We start from the raw sequence: 18,434 nt of genomic DNA, 5'->3' as shown, positions 1-18,434 counted from the left end.
GCTCCCACGCCGTGACATCCCTTCGCCAGTACGAACTGGAGCAGGTTCGACGGGTGTTCTCTCAGCCCCGGGCGGGGCACCCCGTGCCACTTACGCCCTCGAACCTAGCAACGTCGTCCCGGCCGGGGGCGCTCAGGCGGCGAGCGGGACGAAGCGCTTCAGCTTCCCCGAGGGCGGCCGCGCGATCCGGGCGACCGGCGTGACGGTGACCTCCGGGTCGGGGACGCCGACCCCCGCCAGCTCGTCGGCGATCGTCGCGGCCAGGGCGCCGGTGTCGACCGGCGCGGTGGCGTGGACGACGACCGCCGCACCCAGGGGCGTCTGGCGCACCTGGTACTCCACGACCTCCCGCCGGCGGGCCAGCGGGGAGCGGAAGACGTGGGGGTGCACCCGCACCGCGCCGTAGGTGAAGACGTCGTCCAGCCGCCCGTACGGGTCCTCGATCCGCCGGTGGGTGCAGCCGCAGGGGCAGGGGCCGTCGACCAGCGTCAACTGGTCGGTGAGCTCGTACCGGATCAGCGGCAGCGCGGTGTTGTAGAGGTTGGTGAGCAGCACCGTGTCCGACCGCGTGCCGGGCGGCACCGGACGCCCGTCGGTGGTCACCAGCTCGTTGACCATCAGGTCGTCGGCCAGGTGGGTGCCGAACCGGCAGGGGCAGCCGTTGCCGCCCGCCTCGGAGGTGCCGTACCAGTTGCCGACCGGGACGCCGAAGGCCTCCTCCAGCGCCGCCCGGGTCTCGGGCAGCAGCGGCTCGCTGGTGCCCATCACCCAGGCCGGGGAGATCCGCAGCCGGCCGGCCAGCGCCTCGGCGGCCAGCTCGTGCATCGCCGAGGAGTAGCCGCAGAGCAGCGTCGGCTGGGCGGTGTTGAGGCCGGCCACGATCTCGGCCATCGGGAGGGTGACCGGGAACCGGACGATCTCCACCTGCGGGTTGGTGAACGTCTGCGGCGCGGCGCTGGTCATGTGCGTCGGCGCCGCGGCGGCGACCATGCCCAGCTTCGGCCGGATCCCGGCGAGCGCCGGGTCGGTGCGCAGCGCCCGCACCGGGTGGCGCATCAGGCTCCAGTAGACGGTCGCCCAGCCCTCCCAGTCGTAGACGAAGACCCCTCGCCGTCCGGACGAGCCGCCGGAGGCGCACGCGTGGTAGCGGTCGAACAGGTAGGCGTCGGAGGTGAGCCGGTCGAGGTGGGCCTCCACGACGTCGAGGGTCAGCCGGTCGTCGGTGACGATCTCGTCGAAGTGCGCCATGAGGTCGTCCTTGGTCATCACCGGCAGCTCGGGGAGGGTGTCCTCGGTGAGCTCGTCCGGGTCGACGCCGGCCAGCCGGTGGCGGTGCCACGGGGAGAGGTCCCGGGCCACGCGGACCAGGCGGCGCAGGGCGTCGCGGCGGTGCTCGGCGAGCCGGTCCGGAGGCCACTCGAGGGGCGCGAACAGCCGCGGGGCGAGGGCGGTGGCGTCGGCCAGGTGCCGCCGGCGGAGTGTCTCGTAGGTGGTCATGGCCGCGACGCTAGGAACGGGCGGGACGGCGGTCCGGCGTACCGGTACGTGCCCGGGTACCCGAATCCACGCCCGCCGGGGTCCCCGAACGCGCCCTCCCTGCTGCCCCCGGACCCGCCCCCGCTGTGCCCGGACCCGCCCCCGCTGTGCCCGGACCCGCCCCCGCTGTTGCTCCCGGACCGCTGAGCCCCTCGGCCGCCACGTACCGGGCCAGCTCGACCCGGGACCGCACGCCCAGCCGGGCGTAGGTCCGGGCCAGGTGTCCCTCCACGGTCCGCTCGCCGATGAACAGCCGGGCGCCGATCTCCCGCGCGGACAGGCCGGTGGCCGCCAACTCCGCCACCTCACACTCGCGGGCGGTCAACGAGCCCGGGCCGCGGGCGGCCGCGGCCTCCCGGCGGCCCCGTGAGCCCCGGCGAGCCAGCGCGTCGAGGGCGTCGTCCCGCCGGACCAGCGCGCCGCAGGCGGCGTAGCCCTCGGCCGCGGCGGCCAGCTCGGCGGTGGACCGCTCGCGGTCGCCGGCGGTGAGCCCCAGCAGGTGGTGGGCGCGGGCTCGGTGGATCGGCCAGCTCGCCGCGTCCAGGGTCTGCACCGCACCGGGCCGCCCAGCGCTCCGCCGCGCGGTCCCGCCCTTCGCCGTGGGCGGACCAGCCGCGGGCGAGGTCGGCCAGGGCGGCGTGCGCGGGGACCCCGGTCCGCTCCGCGACCCGGTCCAGGGCCGGCGCCGCGGAGGGGGTGGGCCGGCCGAGCCGGGCGCCGGCCTCGGCCAGGTCCACCAGACAGGGCAGGGTGAGCAGGATGCCCAGCTCGTCGAGTCGCCCGGCCAGCCGGTGCAGCTCGGGCAGCACGTCGTCCCGCCGTCCGGCGAGGGTCGCGCACACCGTCGCCGCGTAGGCCACGATCTCGCCGTAGACCCCGCGGGTGCCCGCGTACGGGGCGCGGGCCACGGCCAGGAACCGGGCCGACTCGGCGTGCTGCCCCAGCTCGGCCGCCGCGGCCGCCGCGGTGGCCGAGGCCCAGGCGGTCCGGCGGCCCGGGCCGACCGGGTGCGCGTCGGCGGTCCGGCGGGCCGCCGCCACGGCGCCGGGGAAGTCACCGGCCAGCCAGCGGACGAAGACCTCCAGGGGCAGCGGCGGCTCGTCGGGGGCGAGCTCCCGGGCCTCCTCCACCCGCGGCAGCGCCTCGTCGACCCGGCCGGCGATCACGAGCAGCTGGGCCTCGTTGTGCAGGGCCATGGAGAGCCGGTAGCGGCTCCCGTCCGCGCGGGCCATGGCGTTGCTCTCCCGCAGCGCGGCCCGGCCCACGTCGAGCGCGCCGGAGATCGTGGCGGTCAGCCCCAGCGTGCGCAGGGCCCGGCCGAGGACGACCCGGTCCCCCAGCGCGCGGGCACGGTCCACCACCCGGGCCGAGGAGTCCCGGATCGCCGGCGCGGAGCTGCCCGCGAGGTGACGGATCCAGGCCAGCTCGTGTCCGGCCAGCAGCGAGCCGCGGGTGTCGCCCGCGGCGGTGAACAGCTCGGCCGCCTCCGCGCACAGCCGCTCCGCTCTCGTGAGGTCGCCGTCCCCCCACGCCAGGAAGCTGGCCAGCCGGAACCGCACCTGGGCGCGAGGGCGCGGGTCGGGCACGTCGGCGAGCGCGGCGTCCATGGCCTGGAGCGCGCCGATGCCGGCGGGTGCGTGCTCGTCGGCGCGGTGGTCGAGCACCCACTCGGCGTCCCACCGCAGCGCGTCGACGACGGCCACCCAGCGGGGGTCCCCGGCGGGGAGGAGCCCGACGAGTGCCCCGAGGACGGCCAGGGCCTCGGGGAACGCGCCGGCCGCCTCCGCGCGCCGCTCGGCCTCGATGAGGACGCCGACGGCCTCGTCGTCGTCCGCCCCCGTCGAGCGGGCGAAGTGCGGTGCCGCCTCCCCCACGCGGCCGGCGTCGAGCAGCACCCGGCCCACCTGGCGGTGCAGCAGGCGGCGGCGGGCCGCGCCGATCCGCCGGTAGACGGCCTCACCCAGCAGGGGGTGGGCCGGCTCGTAGGACAACCGCAGGCCCCGCTCCTCCTCGGCGACCAGGTCGGCCCGCACCAGCGACTCCAGCGTGCCGGCCAGCGTCGCCGGCTCGGACCCGGCGAGCGCGACCAGGCTGCGCAGGTCGGTGCGCCGGCCGAGGACCGCCAGCAGCTCCAGCAGCGCGACGGCGTCCGGGGTCAGCCGGGCGAGGTCGAGCTCCACCCGCTCGGCCAGGGACGCCGGCAGCCGCGGCAGCTCCGGTGCGGCCAGGTCGGCGCCCTCGGCGCACAGCGCCCGCAGCAGCTCGATCGCCGCGAACGGGTTGCCGCCCGAGCGCCGGGCCAGCCAGTCGGGCAGGGCCGCCGGCACCGGCGTCCCCGGGCCGAGGACCGCCGCCGCGAGGTCGGCGAGCGCCGCGGCCGGGAGCGGCGCCACCGGCAGCCGGCGCAGCGACCCCTCCTGCTCCAGTCCCAGCAGCACCCGCCCCAGGGCCGGCTCCGCGCGCAGCGGGGCCGGCCGGGCGGTCGCCAGCGCCAGGACCGCGGCGCCGGCGCAGCCGTAGGCCACCGAGTGCAGGGCCTCCAGCGACGAGGCGTCGGCCAGGTGCAGGTCGTCGAAGCGGAGGACGACGGGACGCTCGGCGGCCAGGCTGCGCAGCACCGCGGGGAGTGCCGTCATCAGCCGCGCGCGGGATGGCGCCCCCGCGGACCGGGCGCCCGTGGCCGCGGCGACGCTGCGCAGCACCGGGGCGAGGTCGGCCTCCGAGCCGGCGCAGTGCCGGGCGACGTCCTCGGCGGGCAGTCCGCGCAGGTGGCGCTCCAGCGCCTCGGTCCAGAGCCCGAACGGCGCGGTCGACCCCAGGGGGAACGCCCGCGCGGCCAGGTCGACGACGTCCGGACGGCGGACCACCAGCTCGGCGGCGAGCCGGCTCTTGCCCACGCCGGCCTCGCCGGTGAGCAGCAGTCCCCGCCACTCACCGCGGGCGGCGCGGTCCAGCTCGCGGGTCAGCAGCGCGAGCTCGTCGGCGCGGCCGACCAGTCGCGGACCGCGGGCAGACCGTCGCACCCCCATCCCGGCCCCCTCCGCCGGTGTCGCTCGGCGTCCAGGGTTCTCCCCCGGCGGGTCCGTGTCAGCCCCTCGGCGCGCTCCGGGTCGGGGACGGCGGGTCGCGGTCGGCGGTCGCGGTCGGCGGTCGCGGTCGGCGGGCTCAGTCGCTGCCGGTGAGCGCGGTCGAGGGCAGCCAGTCGGCATCGAGCAGCTCGGCGATCCCCTGCAGGGACGACGTGTCCGCCCCCGCGGTGGAGCCGCTGACCGCCAGCCGCTCCACCATCACACGGGCGACCTGCTCCTCGACGGTGTCCTCGGCGAACGCGACCCGCCACGGCGAGACCTGTCCGTCCCGGTGGGTGCGGCCGGTGACCTGCCGGGCCTGGATGCCGGAGAACCGCGGCTGGTGGAACAGCCCGACCCGCGGGGTGGCCGCGGCGGTGGACCCGTTCGGCAGCAGCTCTCCCGCGTGCAGGCTGATCGAGGCGGTCACCGTGAACACGCACACCGGCGCGGCCCCGGTCTGGAAGCGCAGCCGCTCGGCCTCGACGTCGAACCGGTCGCGGCCGTAGATGGCGGCCACGGCGATCCCCGAGTCCAGCAGCGCCTCGCGGATCGGGTCGGCCGCGGTCTCCACGAACTCCACCGACACGGCGACCTGCCGCTCGGCCTCCAGCTGTGCCGTGACCCAGTCGACGGTCGCCTGGGCGCGGATGAGGCCGGCCTTCTGCCGGAACCGCAGCAGCGCGGCGCGGCCACGCGCGGTCTGCCGACCGCGGCGGGCCAGTTGCATCTCGGCGCGGAACTCCTGCCACTCGGACTCGTAGGCGGCCTGCTCGGCCGGCGTCAGCGCCACCGGCGTCCCGGTGACCGACACCGGGCCCCACGGCGCGGGGCGGTGCAGCGTCGCCGGTGGGGTGCCCTCGGCGAGCCAGCCCTGCAACCGGGCGAGGTCGGCGCGGCGGCGGTCGGCGTCCTCGGTCCAGGCCCAGCCGTACCGGCCACGTTCCACGTGGAACCCGTGCTCGGCGAGCTTCGCGGGCAGGTCGGCCCACGCGCGCAGCGGCTCGCCGTGCCGCTGGGCGAACTGCGGCGCCAGGTACGGGAGCTCCAGCGGCGTGTGGGCCGGGGTGGCGGTGGCCGCGATGACGAACGGCGCGTCCTTCACCCGGCCGGCGCCGGAGACCGCCTTCCAGTGCTTCCACCGCTGCGTGGTCGTGTGCCGGACCATGTGCGCCTCGTCGGCGATGACGACGTCGAACCGGAGCCGGCTGACCTTCCCCAGCCGGTCCCAGGTGGTCACGCACCAGCGCAGCCCGCCGTCGCCGAAACCGGCGATGGACCGGGTCCAGTGCGGGATGGTGATGGCGGCTGGGCGGTCGGCGACCACGAGGACGGTGCGGCCGCCGCGCTGCGCCGCGACCTCCCGAGCGGCCAGGACGGCGGTGCCGGTCTTGCCCACCCCGGGGTCGTCGCCCAGCAGGAACACCCGGTGGCCCGCCTTCGCCGACGCGGCGATCGCGGCGGCGCCGGAGAGCTGCTCGTCCCGGGGCTGCACGGGGCGGCTCGCGGGGACCGGACGCGGTGTGGCGTTGAGCTCGTCCTCGAGGAAGCGCTCGAAGGTGTACGGCGGCGGGTCGTAGGGCGCCAGCTCCGGCGGCAGTTCCCGGCCGACGTACACGTGGGCCTGCAGGTCCGGGCGCCACTGGGCTCCGGGCGCCGGTGCGCGGAACGGGACGGCGAGCACCCACACCCGCTCCCCCGGGCCGGCGACCGGGCGCTCCGGCGCGGGCTTGGCGGGGCGGCGCGCCGGCGCGGCGCGGCGGGTACCGGTGCGGCGGGTGCTGCTGCCGGTGGTGCTGCTGCGGCTCGTGGTGCTGCGGGTGGTGCTGGCTGAGCGGCTCGTCGTCCGGCGGCGCCGTCCGGGCATGGGTGTGCTCCCCCTTCGTCCCCGGCACGCTAGAGCGCCGCTGCCGCCTCGCCCGTCAGGCCGCCCGGCACGTCGTCCCCGGATCGCGGGTCCGCCTCCGGCCGTGTGCAGCCGGTGCCGGGCCTCTGGTGGAATCCCCCGGTGACCGAGAACGCCGAGGAGCGGCTGCACGCCCGGACGCTGGGCGAGGCCGGCCCCCGGGTCGTCTTCGTGCACGGGCTGTTCGGCCAGGGCAAGAACTGGACGACGATCGCCAAGGGTCTCGCCGGCGACCACCGCGTCACCCTCCTCGACCTGCCCAACCACGGGCACTCGCCGTGGACCGAGCGGGTCGGCTACCTGGACATGGCGCGCATGGTCGCCGAGGAGCTGCGGTCGTTCGGGGAGCCGGTCACCCTCGTCGGGCACTCGATGGGCGGCAAGGTCTCGATGCAGGTCGCCCTGCGGCACCCGGAGCTGCTGCGCGCGCTGGTCGTCGTCGACATCGCCCCCAGCGAGTACCCGGTGTCCGGCGGGCGCACCGACGACCCCGACGAGGAGGCCTCCCCGTTCGCCGCGTACATCGCCGCGATGCGGGAGGTGGACCTCGGCTCGCTGCGGAGCCGTGAGGAGGCCGACGCCGCGCTGCGTGCCGCCGTCCCGAGCCGGATGGTGCGCTCGTTCCTGCTGCAGAGCCTGGTCCGCGAGGGGCTGGGTGCCGACGGTGGCTGGCGCTGGCGGCTGAACCTGGAGCTGCTGGAGCGCGACCTGGGTGAGCTGCGCGGCTTCCCCGAGCCGCCCCCGGGCGCGCGCTACGACGGCCCGGTGCTGTGGATCGCGGGGGCCAACTCGCACTACGTGCTGCCCGAGGACCGCCCGCGCATGGAGCAGCTCTTCCCCACCACCCGACTCGTGCGGGTCAAGAACGCCGGTCACTGGGTGCACTCGGAGCAGCCGCAGGTGTTCCTCGAGACGCTCAAGCGCTTCCTGGAGCGCGTGGAGGCCTGAGCACCGCCGGCCCTCGAGAGCCCCGGGTCCCCGACCGGCCACCGCTCGGGGCCGAGGTCGAGCAGCGTGGCGGACAGGCCGTCGAGGTCGGCCTCGGGCAGCCCGTCGAGGGCGGAGCGGAGTTCGGACACCTCGCCCTCCTCCCTGGCCACGCACCGGATCGACGGGTCGAGGGTAGGACCGCGGCGAGACGGGAAAGTGCAGGTCAGGAGGTTGTGGACGGAGGGCGCGCCTGTGGACGGCGACCTCGTGGGAGGTGCTCCGCCTGGTGGGATGGGCACGGCGGGAGGAGCCGAGACGACCTGGGGAAGGGATGGTGCGACACCGTGCGAGGAGCACTCCTGGTGGGACCGACGACCGGGCACCGGTCGCGCCCGGTGCGGCCCGCGGGCCAAGATCAGCGCATGACCGACCCCCGCGCCGGACAGCCGGCCCGGCCGAGCGACCTCATCGACGTGGCCTCGCTGGTCACCGCGTACTACACGCGGGAACCGGACCCGGCCGACCCGGCGCAGCAGGTCGCCTTCGGCACCTCCGGCCACCGCGGCTCCGCCTTCGACGGTGCGTTCAACGAGGCGCACATCCTCGCCACCACCCAGGCGATCTGCGAGTACCGGGTGGCCCAGGGCTACGACGGTCCGCTGTTCCTCGGCCGGGACACCCACGCGCTGTCCGAGCCGGCCTGGGCCAGCGCGCTGGAGGTGCTCGTCGCCAACGACGTCCCGGTCCTCGTCGACGCCGCTGACCGGTACACGCCCACGCCGGCACTCAGCCACGCCATCCTCACGGCCAACGCCGGGCGGACCTCCGGTCTCGCCGACGGCATCGTCGTCACCCCGTCGCACAACCCGCCCCGCGACGGCGGCTTCAAGTACAACCCTCCGTCCGGTGGCCCGGCGGACACCGACGCGACCAGGACCATCGCCGACCGGGCCAACGAGCTCCTCCGCGCCGGCCTGGACGGCGTCGCGCGGATCCCGTTCACCCGGGCGCGGGCGGCGGCGCGCAGCCACGACTTCCTCGGCGCCTACGTCGACGACCTGCCGTCGGTGCTGGACCTCGACGCCGTCCGGGATGCCGGGGTGCGCATCGGTGCCGACCCGCTCGGCGGGGCCAGCGTCGACTACTGGGGGGCGATCGCCGAGCGGCACCGGCTCGACCTGACCGTGGTGAACCCCCTGGTCGATCCGACCTGGCGGTTCATGACCCTGGACTGGGACGGCAAGATCCGGATGGACTGCTCCTCGCCGAGCGCCATGGCCTCGCTGATCGGCAAGCGCGAGCAGTTCCAGGTCGCCACGGGCAACGACGCCGACGCCGACCGGCACGGCATCGTCACCCCCGACGGCGGGCTGATGAACCCCAACCACTTCCTCGCCGTCGCGATCTCCTACCTGTTCTCGCACCGGCCCGACTGGGGCGCGGGCACCGCCGTCGGCAAGACGCTGGTGTCGTCGTCCCTCATCGACCGGGTCGTCGGTGGCCTGGGCCGGCGGCTGGTGGAGGTGCCGGTCGGGTTCAAGTGGTTCGTGCCCGGACTGCTCGACGGGTCGGTCGGCTTCGGCGGTGAGGAGTCGGCCGGCGCGTCGTTCCTGCGCCGGGACGGCCGGGTGTGGACGACGGACAAGGACGGCATCCTCCTCGCGCTGCTGGCCAGCGAGATCCAGGCGGTGACCGGCCGCTCGCCGTCCCAGCTGCACGCCGACCTGACCGCGCAGTACGGGGAGTCCAGCTACGCCCGCATCGACGCCCCCGCCACCCGCGAGCAGAAGGCCCAGCTCGGCAAGCTGTCGCCGGAGGACGTCACCGCCACCGAGCTGGCCGGTGAGCCGATCACCGCCAAGCTCACGCGCGCACCGGGCAACGACGCCGCGATCGGCGGGCTCAAGGTGGTCACCGAGAACGCCTGGTTCGCCGCCCGGCCCTCGGGCACCGAGGACGTCTACAAGGTCTACGCGGAGTCCTTCAAGGGCCCCGACCACCTCGCCCGTGTGCAGGAGGAGGCCCGCGCCGTCGTCACCGCCGCCCTCGGCGGCTGAGCAGCGGCAGGCGGCCGGCGGTCGGGCGGCGGGCGGGACCGCCGGTGAGCGGCCGGCCGGCGGGCAGTGGGCGGACGCGGGTGACGGCCGGTCAGGAGCCGGTGACCAGCCCGCCCACGAACACCGCGGCCAGCGAGACGACCGGGACGGCGGTCAGCAGCGCCAGCCGCCAGCCGCCGAAGGGCACCATGTCCCTGCCCGTGCGGGGGTCGACCACGGCGTCGTCGTCCCGGTCCCGGCGGACGGAGCGCACGGTGCGGACGACGGAGGCGCCCAGCACGAGGGCCGCGGCCACGGTGACCACCCCAGCCGGCAGGCCCAGCACGCCGTCCGTGCCGGCGCCCAGGGACCACGACCCGTCGGCCAGCAGGAAGCAGCACACGCCGATCACGACGGCGCCGACCAGGTCCGCCCAGCCCAGGCCGCGGGCGAGCCCCGCCCAGGTGCCGGAGCGGGGGATGCCGAGGGCCTCGGCGACCCGGTCGGCGTACTCCTGCGGCGGGCCGAACGCCTGGTGAGGGTCCTCCCCGGTCTCGGCGACGTGGCTCTCCACCTCCGCCAGCACCTCGCCGATCCGCCGGCCGGGGACGACCCGCGCCCGCATGGCCAGCAGCAGGGCGTCGCAGTAGGACTGCACGCCGCTCGTCGTCGAACGCTGCACGTCGGGCTCCTCAGGGGCGGTGGGACGGGGTGAGCAGCAGGCCAGTGGCCCGCTCGGTGAAGACCTGCCACTGCTCGGTGCGGCTGCGCAGCGCGTCGGCACCCTGGGGCGTGAGGGTGAAGAACTTGCGACCGGGGCCGTGCTCGCCGGCCGCCCAGGCCGAGGTCACCAGCCCCTCGCCCTCCAGGCGGGTCAGGATCGGGTAGAGCGTGCCGCCCTTGACCACGCCCAGCCCGGACTCCTGCAGGCGGGCGGCGATCGCGTAGCCGTAGGTGGGGCCGTCGGCGACGACGCGCAGGACGCACAGGGACAGGACGCCGCGCAGCCACTCCCCCGGCCACCGCTCCTCCGCCATGGCGGAGGACAGTACGGCTGACTAGTCAGCGACACCAGCTACTCCGGCGGGGATCCTTCCGACCGAGCACGAGCGACGAGCGGCGGATTCCCCGGCGACCGACGACGATCGGGGGATGGCCGAGGGTCTGGACGTCGTGAGGCTGGTGCGCGAGCTGGTGGGCCGGACGACGGTCTCGGGGGACGCCGTCGCCCAGCGCGACGCCCTGGGCGTCCTCACCGACGTGCTCCGCCAGCGTGCTCCGCACCTGGAGGTGACCGAGGGCCGCGACCCCGACCACCCCTGGACGCTGCTGCGGACCCCGGCCGACCCCGACCGCCGCCAGCTCCTGCTGGCCTGTCACGTCGACACCGTGCCGGTGCCCGCCCCCGGCGCCTGGCAGCGCGACCCCTTCGGCGCGGACCTCGAGGAGGGCCGGGTGTGGGGCCGCGGCGGGAGCGACATGAAGGCCGGCGTGGTCGCGGCGGCCGCGGCGCTGGCGGCCGCCGACCCCGAGGTCCCCGTCGCGCTGCTGCTCACCAGCGACGAGGAGATCGGCTCGAAGGGAGCCGCTGCCGCGGCCGCCGCGGTCGCCGACCAGTCCGTCGGGGCGGTCATCGTCCCGGAGGCCACCGGCAACCAGGTCGTCCTCGGGCACAAGGGAGCGCTCTGGCTCGCCGTCCGGACGGCGGGGCGGGCGGCGCACGGCAGCACGCCCGAGCGCGGTCACAACGCCGTCCTGGACCTCGTGGCGGTCCTCGGGCGGGCCGGCGGTGCGCTGCCGCTGCGCGGCGACCCCTTCCTCGGCACCGAGACGTGGAACCCGGGCGTGGTCGCCGGGGGCACGGTGCCGAACGTCGTCCCCGACCGCGCCGAGGTCGTCGTCGACATGCGCACGGTCGCCGACGGGGCGCCGCTGCTCGCCTGGTGGCGGGACCAGCCGGAGGTGGCCGACGTCGACGTCCGCGTGGACCTGCCACCCGTCGGCACCCCCGCCGACGACCCGTGGGTGGCCTCCCTGCCCGCCCCCGTGCTCCCCACGCCGGCCACCTACTTCACCGACGCGTCGGTGCTCGGGCAGGTGGTGGGCGGCGCGCCCATCGTGGTGTGGGGACCGGGGACCCCGGCGGTGATGCACGCCGTCGACGAGTACGTGGAGCTCGCCGAGCTCGAGCAGGCGGCGGCCGCGTTCACTGGCGTCGTCGGCCGCTGGCGCGGCTGAGGGAGGACCCCGCCGAGGGCAGGGGCCCTCAGCGCCGGCGCGCGGCCTTGTCCGCGTACATGGCCTCGTCGGCCTCGCGTACCAGCAGCTCGAACGCCAGCTCCGGGTCGGTCCCGCCGGCCACCGTGCCGATCCCGATGCTCATGCTCAGCGGGATGGTCACCGCCTCGACCCGCAGGGGCTCGGTGACGCGGTGCCGCAGCCGCTCGGCCAGCGCCTCGGCGTCGGCACGCTCGCTGTTCTCGCACACGATGCTGAACTCGTCCCCGCCCACGCGGGCCGCGGTGTCGCTCGCCCGCAGGACCGACGTCAGCCGCTCGGCGAACGCGACCAGCACCGCGTCGCCGACCGGGTGGCCGTACTCGTCGTTGATCTCCTTGAAGCCGTCGAGGTCGATGCCGAGCAGGCAGGTGGGTGTGCGCTCGCGGTACCCGCGCTCCAGGGCGTGCCGCAGCCGGTCGCTGAAGAGGATGCGGTTGGGCAGGCCGGTGAGGGGGTCGTGCAGCGAGCGGTGGACCAGCGCGGCCTCCAGCGCCTTGCGCTCGGTGATGTCCTCGACGATCGCGACCACGTGCGGCGGGTCGCCCTCCGGCGTCTCGGCCACCCACGACGAGGTGACCTGGACCGGCACCACGCTGCCGTCCTGGCGGACCAGCCTGGTCTCGTGCCGCATCGTCCGGCGCCGCTCGACCAGCTCGGTGTAGGCCTCGGCCGTGGACAGCGCGTCCTCCGGGTGGATCAGCTCGAGCACCGAGCGGCCGTAGAGGTCGTCGGTGCTGCGGCCGAGCATGGCGCCGAAGGCCGGGTTGGCGTCGACCAGGAGCCCGGACGGCGTGGCGAGGACGATGCCCATGGGGGCGTTGGCGAACGCGCTCCGGCGGTCCGCCGGTGGCAACGTGCCGGCGTTCGTCACATCCCACCTCCGTGCCGGACATTCTGCGCAGAACAGGGGCCAGTTGCTGCAGGTTCTCGACCTGGAGTGCCCCGGACGGTTCCACGTGGAACCTCCCGGCGGGGGAGGATGGGGCGTCCCAGTGTGGCGTGTTCCGACGAGGGGAGCTCCCGTGAACGAGTTCGACCTGGTGCTGCCGGCCGCCGTGGACGTCCGCGAGGTCGGCATGCGCGACGGGCTCCAGTTGGAGGCGCCGGTGCCGCTGGAGGCCAAGCTGCGCATGCTGGAGGCCCTGGTGGCGACCGGGGTGCGGCGCATCGAGGCGACGTCGTTCGTCTCGCCGAAGGCCGTCCCGGCGCTCGCCGACGCCGACGCGGTCGCCGCCGAGCTCTCCCGGTGGGGCGACGTCCTCTGGTCGGCCCTCGTGGCCAACCCGCGCGGCGCGACCCGGGCGGTGGACTCGGGCGTGTCGAACCTGGAGTACGTCGTCTCGGCCTCCGACGGCCACAGCCGGGCCAACGCGGGGCGCTCCACCGCCGAGGCGGTGGGGGCGGTGGCGGAGATCGCCGGCCTCGCCCACGGCGCAGGGGGCTCGCTCGAGGTCGTCATCGCCACCGCCTGGGACTGCCCGTTCGACGGTCGCACCCCGATCGGCCGGACGGTCGACGTCGCCCGGGCCGCGGTCACCGCCGGGGCCGACCAGCTCTGCCTGGGCGACACCATCGGGACGACGACGCCGCTGCGGGTGGTCCAGCTCCTCGACGCCGTCCGCCGGGCGTGTCCCGGCATCGCGGTCGGCGTCCACTTCCACGACACCCGGGGCACCGGACAGGCCAACGCGCTGGCCGCCGTCCAGGCCGGGGTCACCCAGCTCGACTCGTCGGTCGGCGGCCTCGGCGGCTGCCCGTTCGCGCCCGGCGCGAGCGGCAACATCGCCACCGAGGAGCTGGTCTACATGCTCGAGGAGTCCGGCGTGCACACCGGGATGGACCTCGACGCGGTCCTGGCCGCCGCGCGGGTGACCGAGGACGCCGTCGGGCACGAGCTGCCCAGCTCGCTCTACCGGGCGGGCGGCCGTTCGGTCCCCCGCAACGCCGCGACCGTCGCCTGAGGCCGGCCCGGGCCGGTCGGAGGACACGCGGGCCGGCTCGCCCGACCCGTGGTTGGGTGGGGTCATGAGCGAGGTCGACCCCGGCACGGACGGCGCGGTCGAGGTCGTCGACCCGAAGGTCATGCGCGAGGTGCTCGGGCACTTCGCCTCCGGGGTCACCGTGGTCACCGCCCTGGCCGAGGACGGACCGGTCGGCTTCACCTGCCAGTCGTTCAGCTCGCTGTCGCTGGACCCGCCGCTGGTGGTGTTCGCCCCCGCCCGCACGTCCCGCACCTGGCCGCGGCTGCGGGACATCGGCCGCTTCTGCGTCAACGTCCTCGCCGAGGACCAGCACGACCTCTCGGGCACCTTCGCCCGCTCGGGGGTGGACAAGTTCGCCGGGGTGCACTGGCGTCCGAGCCGGCAGGGGCAGCCGGTGCTCGACGACGTCGTGGCCTGGATCGACTGCGAGCTGTGGGCGGAGTACGACGGCGGCGACCACACCTTGGTCGCCGCCCGCGTGCTGGACCTCGGCGCCGACGGGCGGCGGCGCCCGCTGCTGTTCCACCGCGGGGCCTACGGGTTGCTCGCGGGCACCGACGGCTGAGCGCCGTCAGCCGGACCCGACGGCCGAGTGCCGTCAGCCGAACCGGACGGCGATCAGCGCGACGTCGTCGCGGCCGTCGAGGCCCGCGGCCACCGCGGCGTCGCACAGCTCGCGGGGCGTCGCCTCGGGCGGGGTACCGGCCAGCCGGGTGACCAGCTCGGCGACGCCGCGGTCGAGGTCCTCCCCCGGCCGCTCGATCAGCCCGTCGGTGTAGCCGAGGAGGGTGGTCCCCGGGAGGACGTCGAGCACCGTCGACGGCCGCCGTGCACCGCCGTCCACACCGACCAGCAGCCCGGCCACCTCCTCCAGCACCCGCACCGTGCCGTCCGTCCCGCGCAGGAGCGGCGGTGGGTGGCCGGCGCTGGCCAGGTGCACCCGCCACGTCCCGCCGGGCTCGGCCGGCGGGACCGCCCGTGCGTAGACCAGCGTGGCCATCGAGGCCACGCCCAGCCCCTGCACCAGCCGGTCGACCCGGGCCAGGACGATGCCCGGGTCGGGGTCGGGCGCCTCCCAGACGCAGGCCCGGATGAGCCCGCGCAGGTGGCCCATCGCGGCCGCCGCGGCGATGTCGTGCCCGACGACGTCGCCGATCACCACGCCGACCGAGCCGTCGGGCAGGTGCAGCAGGTCGTAGAAGTCCCCGCCCACGTCCGCCGCCTCGGAGGCGCTGACGTAGTGCGCGGCGGCCTCGATGCCCGGGATGTCCGGCAGCTGCGGCAGCAGGGAGCGCTGCAGGGTGTCGGCGACGGTGTGCTCCTGCTGGTAGAGGCGCACGTTGTCCATGGCCAGCGCCGCGCGGCGGGCGAGGTCCTCGGCGAGGTCGACGTCGTCCTGGCTGAACGGCCGGCCGGCGGCGGTGCGGCCGAGCAGGATCGCCCCGCGGGTGCGGCGGCGGGCGACCATCGGCACCGCCAGCAGGGACGTCCCGCCGATCCGGGCGAAGGCCTCGCGGGCGGCGTCGGTGGCGAGCAGCTCCTCCACCTGCTCGTCGGCGTGCTGCACGACGACGGGCCGGGAGGTGGTGATGCTGTGGCGGGTCGGCGAGCCGGGCGGCAGGTGCGGGGCGTGCACCGTGCTGAGCAGCCGCAGCTCCTCCTCGCGGCCCTCCCGGTGCCGGAACGCGGTGCGGACGACGGCCCCCGTGTCGTCGACGAGCGTGATGAACACCCAGTCGGCCACCAGGGGCACGCACAGCCGGGCCAGCCGGTCGAGCAGGTCGGTGAGGTCGAGCGTGGCGATCAGCGTGCTGGTCGCCTCGGCCATGAGCGCCAGCCGGGTCTGCGCCCGCTCGGCCTCGGCGCGCGCCTTCTCCGCGTCGGCCCGGGACTGCTCGGCCGTGGCGCGGGCGAGCTCGGCCTCCTGGCGGGCGACCTGCTCGGCGGCGAAGGCGGCCTCGCGCTGGCGCTCGACGCGCACCCGCTCGGTGACGTCGGTCTGCACGCCGACGAAGCTGACGAGGGTCCCCTGGCCGTCGAACACCGGGCTGATGGAGAGCTGGTTCCAGAACGCGGTGCCGTCGGCACGGTAGTTCAGCAGGGTCGTGGTGACGGTGCGCTGGGCGGTGATGGCCGCGCGGACCTCCGCGACCGCCTCCGGGTCGCTGGCCGGGCCCTGCAGGAACCGGCAGTTGCGGCCCACCGCCTCCTCGTACCCGTAGCCGGTGATCCGGGAGAACGACGGGTTGACCCAGATCAGCGGGTTGTCCGGCTCCCGCGGGTCGGAGATCGCGAAGGCGATGTCGGTGGCGACCACCGCCCGCTCCCGCAGCGCCTGCAGGTACCGGTCGGGGTCGGCCTCGGCGCCGCCGGGGTCGACCTCCAGGAAGACGACGAGCGAGAGCTGCTGCTCGCTGCCCGGCCGGGACAGCGGGAAGCCGGTCACCCACAGCAGGTGCTCGCGACCGCCCTCGACCGCCGCCCGCTCGGTCTCGGTGCTGCGCTCCGGCGTGAGGCGGATCGCCTCGCCGTTGACCGGCTGTCCCTGGGCGACCAGCGACAGGGGCCCGGTGGTGCTGGCCAGCGGCCGGCCGCCGAGATCGGTCAGGCCCGCCGAGCCGCCCCAGGTGTCGACGTCGACCGGCAGCGAGACGTTGCCGGCCATCTCGACCGCCTTGGTGTTGGCGTAGATGACCGCACCGGCGTCCCGGTCGATGACCAGGACGGCCACCGGCACGTCGGCCAGGACGCCGGGCAGCGCCGCCGAGGCGGTGCCGGAGGACTCGTGCTCGGAGACGACGGCGGTGGCGGCGCTCACGATGCCGGCCTGCCGGGCGTCGCTGACGTCGTCGGGCGGGAGGGTGGGCGCCTGGGGGCGGGCGTCCCGGTCGGCCGGCACGACACGACAGTAGCCGCGGCCCGCACGGGGCGACCACCCACCACGGCGGCGCTGACCTGCGGTTCCACCCGGCAGGTGTGGGCGGGCGCCGGGCGGGAACCCAGCAGCGGGGCACGTCGTGCTCCACGGGGAGGGAGACGATCGCCATGGGACTGCTCGACCGGCTCTTCGGCCGCCGCCGGCCCGCCCACGACCAGGGGTACGACCGCGGGTACGAGGGCTACGAGGCGCCACCACCACCGCCACCCGCCGGCCGCTCGGACGACGAGCGGGCCATCGAGCGCTACCGCTACCTGCTGCGGACCGCGCCACCGGACAAGATCGAGGAAGCGCACGCCGAGGCGTTCGGGCAGCTCACCCCCGAGCAGCGACGTCAGGTCCTCGACCAGCTCGCCGCGGCCGGTGAGCGGGCGCACGGAGACGACCCGCGCAGCCTGGCCCGCGCCGCCACCCGGGCGGAGATGCGCCACCCCGGCACCCTGGAGCGCGCCTTCGGCGGCTACGGCCCGGGGTACGGCGGGGGCCCGGGGTACGGGCCGGCGTACGGCGGGGGCTACGGCGGCGGGTTCGGCGGGCCCAGCTTCGGCAGCATGATGGGCGCCAGCCTGCTGGGGACCGTGGGCGGCCTGGTCGTCGGGACCGCGGTGGCCGATGCCCTGTTCGACACCGGGCTGGGCGACGGCGGCCTGTTCGGCGGCGGGGACGAGGAGGCCTACGCCGCGGGGTACGCCGACGGGGCCGACGGCGACTACGGCGGCGACCCGGGTGGTGACTTCGCCGGCGGCGCGCAGGGCGACTACGGCGGCGACATGGGCGGCGGGGACTTCGGCGGCGGCGACTTCGGCGGGGACTTCGGCGGCGGCGGGGACTTCTGAGCCCCGGCGAGGCGGCGGCCGGTCAGCGGGGGGTGCCCTCGCGCGCGGCCGCCGCCCGCCGCCGCAGCCACAGCAGGCCGACCACCGGCAGCACCAGCGGGATGAACAGGTAACCCCGGCCGTAGGCCGACCAGACCGTCTCGTCGGGGAAGGCCGCCGGGTCCAGCAGGGACAGCGTGCCCACCACCAGCACACCGGCCAGCTCGATCGAGATGGCGGTCAGGGCGGTGCGCCGGCCGCCGCGGGCCAGCGCCACCGTGGCGACGAGGTAGACGACCGCGGCCAGGGCCGACAGCAGGTAGGCCACCGGCGCCTCGGCGAACCGCGTCGACAGCTGGACGGCGGCCCGCGCCCCGGCGGCGAGGGTGAACACGCCGTAGACGGCGACCAGCACCCGCCCCGGGCCCCCTCCGGTCGAGGTCGCCGCGTCCTGCCCCGCGTCGTCGACGCCCCGTCGTCCCGGATCAGCCACCCGTCGCCTCCCACAGCTGCAGCAACCGCCAGATCATGACCCCCACCGCGGCGGCGGCGACCGCCAGCACCGTCCCGGCCCAGCGGGTGGGCTCCGAGCGCGCCCAGAGCCCGCCGGCCACCGGCAGCAGCGCGACGCCGGCCAGGTAGCTCAGGAAGGTGGGCGTGTCGGCCGGGCGCTCACCGCGCACCAGCAGGACGACGGCGAGCACCACCTGCACCAGCAGGACCACCTCCAGCAGCGCGGTCGCCCACAGGTGCAGCAGGCCGATCCGCCGGCGCGCGAGGGTCGAGGCGAGGCCCGCGAGGGCCACCGCGGCGGCGAGCACGGTGACCGCCACGACCAGCACCGGTGTCACCGGGGGGACCTCGCGGGAACGGCGCTGGGCACGGATGCCATCCTCGCGCCCAGGGGGAACGTCTCGGGCACCGCCCTCGGCCGGGACGGACA

Annotated in this window: 16 protein-coding genes and 1 riboswitch; of the genes, 6 read left to right on the top strand and 10 right to left on the bottom strand. The window is 76.3% G+C overall.

Annotated elements, in window-relative coordinates; all coding sequences use genetic code 11:
• Window positions 1-94: riboswitch (TPP riboswitch) on the bottom strand.
• 38 nt (window positions 95-132) lie between these two features.
• The 4 genes from ACI79I_RS08175 to ACI79I_RS08160 form a co-directional block, all read right to left on the bottom strand.
• Window positions 133-1,497 carry a phenylacetate--CoA ligase family protein gene (locus tag ACI79I_RS08175; protein ID WP_456991817.1) on the bottom strand — a complete coding sequence of 455 codons (1,365 nt, stop codon included), beginning with the start codon at window positions 1,495-1,497 and terminating at the stop codon, window positions 133-135.
• Between the two features lie 10 nt (window positions 1,498-1,507).
• Entirely contained in the window at window positions 1,508-1,840 is a 333-nt protein-coding gene (locus ACI79I_RS08170) for a response regulator transcription factor (protein WP_456991816.1), read from the bottom strand.
• 1 nt (window position 1,841) lies between these two features.
• Window positions 1,842-4,565 (bottom strand): ATP-binding protein, encoded by a 2,724-nt coding sequence (locus ACI79I_RS08165; protein ID WP_456991815.1) that lies wholly within the window; start codon window positions 4,563-4,565, stop codon window positions 1,842-1,844.
• A 136-nt stretch (window positions 4,566-4,701) separates the two neighbouring features.
• The gene (locus ACI79I_RS08160; RefSeq protein ID WP_456991814.1) at window positions 4,702-6,471 is read right to left on the bottom strand and encodes a helicase; all 1,770 of its coding nucleotides are present in this window, start codon (window positions 6,469-6,471) and stop codon (window positions 4,702-4,704) included.
• Between the two features lie 141 nt (window positions 6,472-6,612).
• Between ACI79I_RS08160 and ACI79I_RS08155 the strand changes: the two genes are divergently transcribed.
• Window positions 6,613-7,458, top strand: a complete 846-nt coding sequence (locus tag ACI79I_RS08155) for an alpha/beta fold hydrolase (RefSeq protein ID WP_456991813.1) — start codon at window positions 6,613-6,615, stop codon at window positions 7,456-7,458.
• Window positions 7,459-7,862: 404 nt separating this feature from the next.
• Window positions 7,863-9,497, top strand: a complete 1,635-nt coding sequence (gene pgm, locus ACI79I_RS08150; RefSeq protein WP_456991812.1) for a phosphoglucomutase (alpha-D-glucose-1,6-bisphosphate-dependent) — start codon at window positions 7,863-7,865, stop codon at window positions 9,495-9,497.
• Between the two features lie 91 nt (window positions 9,498-9,588).
• Here the strand turns inward: pgm and ACI79I_RS08145 are convergent, their stop codons facing one another.
• Window positions 9,589-10,158, bottom strand: a complete 570-nt coding sequence (locus tag ACI79I_RS08145; protein ID WP_456991811.1) for an HAAS signaling domain-containing protein — start codon at window positions 10,156-10,158, stop codon at window positions 9,589-9,591.
• Between the two features lie 10 nt (window positions 10,159-10,168).
• On the bottom strand, window positions 10,169-10,513 hold the full coding sequence (locus ACI79I_RS08140; protein ID WP_456991810.1) for a PadR family transcriptional regulator: 345 nt from the start codon (window positions 10,511-10,513) through the stop codon (window positions 10,169-10,171).
• 115 nt (window positions 10,514-10,628) lie between these two features.
• Here ACI79I_RS08140 and ACI79I_RS08135 point away from each other — a divergent pair, with 115 nt between their 5' ends.
• On the top strand, window positions 10,629-11,714 hold the full coding sequence (locus ACI79I_RS08135; protein ID WP_456991809.1) for a M20 family metallopeptidase: 1,086 nt from the start codon (window positions 10,629-10,631) through the stop codon (window positions 11,712-11,714).
• Window positions 11,715-11,742: 28 nt separating this feature from the next.
• Here ACI79I_RS08135 and ACI79I_RS08130 read toward each other — a convergent pair whose 3' ends face one another.
• Complete coding sequence (locus ACI79I_RS08130) at window positions 11,743-12,627, bottom strand: diguanylate cyclase domain-containing protein (protein ID WP_456991808.1); 885 nt, start codon at window positions 12,625-12,627, stop codon at window positions 11,743-11,745.
• A 151-nt stretch (window positions 12,628-12,778) separates the two neighbouring features.
• Here ACI79I_RS08130 and ACI79I_RS08125 point away from each other — a divergent pair, with 151 nt between their 5' ends.
• Entirely contained in the window at window positions 12,779-13,717 is a 939-nt protein-coding gene (locus ACI79I_RS08125; RefSeq protein WP_456991807.1) for a hydroxymethylglutaryl-CoA lyase, read from the top strand.
• A 64-nt stretch (window positions 13,718-13,781) separates the two neighbouring features.
• Window positions 13,782-14,303 carry a flavin reductase family protein gene (locus ACI79I_RS08120; RefSeq protein WP_456991806.1) on the top strand — a complete coding sequence of 174 codons (522 nt, stop codon included), beginning with the start codon at window positions 13,782-13,784 and terminating at the stop codon, window positions 14,301-14,303.
• Window positions 14,304-14,336: 33 nt separating this feature from the next.
• Here ACI79I_RS08120 and ACI79I_RS08115 read toward each other — a convergent pair whose 3' ends face one another.
• Window positions 14,337-16,637 carry a SpoIIE family protein phosphatase gene (locus ACI79I_RS08115; RefSeq protein ID WP_456991805.1) on the bottom strand — a complete coding sequence of 767 codons (2,301 nt, stop codon included), beginning with the start codon at window positions 16,635-16,637 and terminating at the stop codon, window positions 14,337-14,339.
• 146 nt (window positions 16,638-16,783) lie between these two features.
• Here ACI79I_RS08115 and ACI79I_RS08110 point away from each other — a divergent pair, with 146 nt between their 5' ends.
• Window positions 16,784-17,512, top strand: a complete 729-nt coding sequence (locus ACI79I_RS08110; RefSeq protein ID WP_456991804.1) for a hypothetical protein — start codon at window positions 16,784-16,786, stop codon at window positions 17,510-17,512.
• A gap of 22 nt (window positions 17,513-17,534) precedes the next feature.
• Here ACI79I_RS08110 and ACI79I_RS08105 read toward each other — a convergent pair whose 3' ends face one another.
• Both ACI79I_RS08105 and ACI79I_RS08100 read right to left on the bottom strand, forming a co-directional pair.
• Window positions 17,535-17,984, bottom strand: a complete 450-nt coding sequence (locus ACI79I_RS08105; RefSeq protein WP_456991803.1) for a hypothetical protein — start codon at window positions 17,982-17,984, stop codon at window positions 17,535-17,537.
• Entirely contained in the window at window positions 17,977-18,342 is a 366-nt protein-coding gene (locus ACI79I_RS08100) for a hypothetical protein (protein ID WP_456944785.1), read from the bottom strand. The genes ACI79I_RS08105 and ACI79I_RS08100 overlap by 8 nt, the downstream gene beginning before the upstream one ends.
• Window positions 18,343-18,434: the final 92 nt, after the last annotated feature.

Source organism: Geodermatophilus sp. SYSU D01105 (assembly GCF_054050095.1).
This window is presented reverse-complemented; position numbering and strand designations above follow the sequence as displayed.

Coding starts and splice junctions, on each gene's coding strand:
- ACI79I_RS08175 (WP_456991817.1), bottom strand. CDS start 1,497: ATGACCACCTACGAGACACTCCGCCGGCGGCACCTGGCCGACGCCACC.
- ACI79I_RS08165 (WP_456991815.1), bottom strand. CDS start 4,565: ATGGGGGTGCGACGGTCTGCCCGCGGTCCGCGACTGGTCGGCCGCGCC.
- ACI79I_RS08160 (WP_456991814.1), bottom strand. CDS start 6,471: ATGCCCGGACGGCGCCGCCGGACGACGAGCCGCTCAGCCAGCACCACC.
- pgm (WP_456991812.1), top strand. CDS start 7,863: ATGACCGACCCCCGCGCCGGACAGCCGGCCCGGCCGAGCGACCTCATC.
- ACI79I_RS08140 (WP_456991810.1), bottom strand. CDS start 10,513: ATGGCGGAGGAGCGGTGGCCGGGGGAGTGGCTGCGCGGCGTCCTGTCC.
- ACI79I_RS08135 (WP_456991809.1), top strand. CDS start 10,629: ATGGCCGAGGGTCTGGACGTCGTGAGGCTGGTGCGCGAGCTGGTGGGC.
- ACI79I_RS08120 (WP_456991806.1), top strand. CDS start 13,782: ATGAGCGAGGTCGACCCCGGCACGGACGGCGCGGTCGAGGTCGTCGAC.
- ACI79I_RS08110 (WP_456991804.1), top strand. CDS start 16,784: ATGGGACTGCTCGACCGGCTCTTCGGCCGCCGCCGGCCCGCCCACGAC.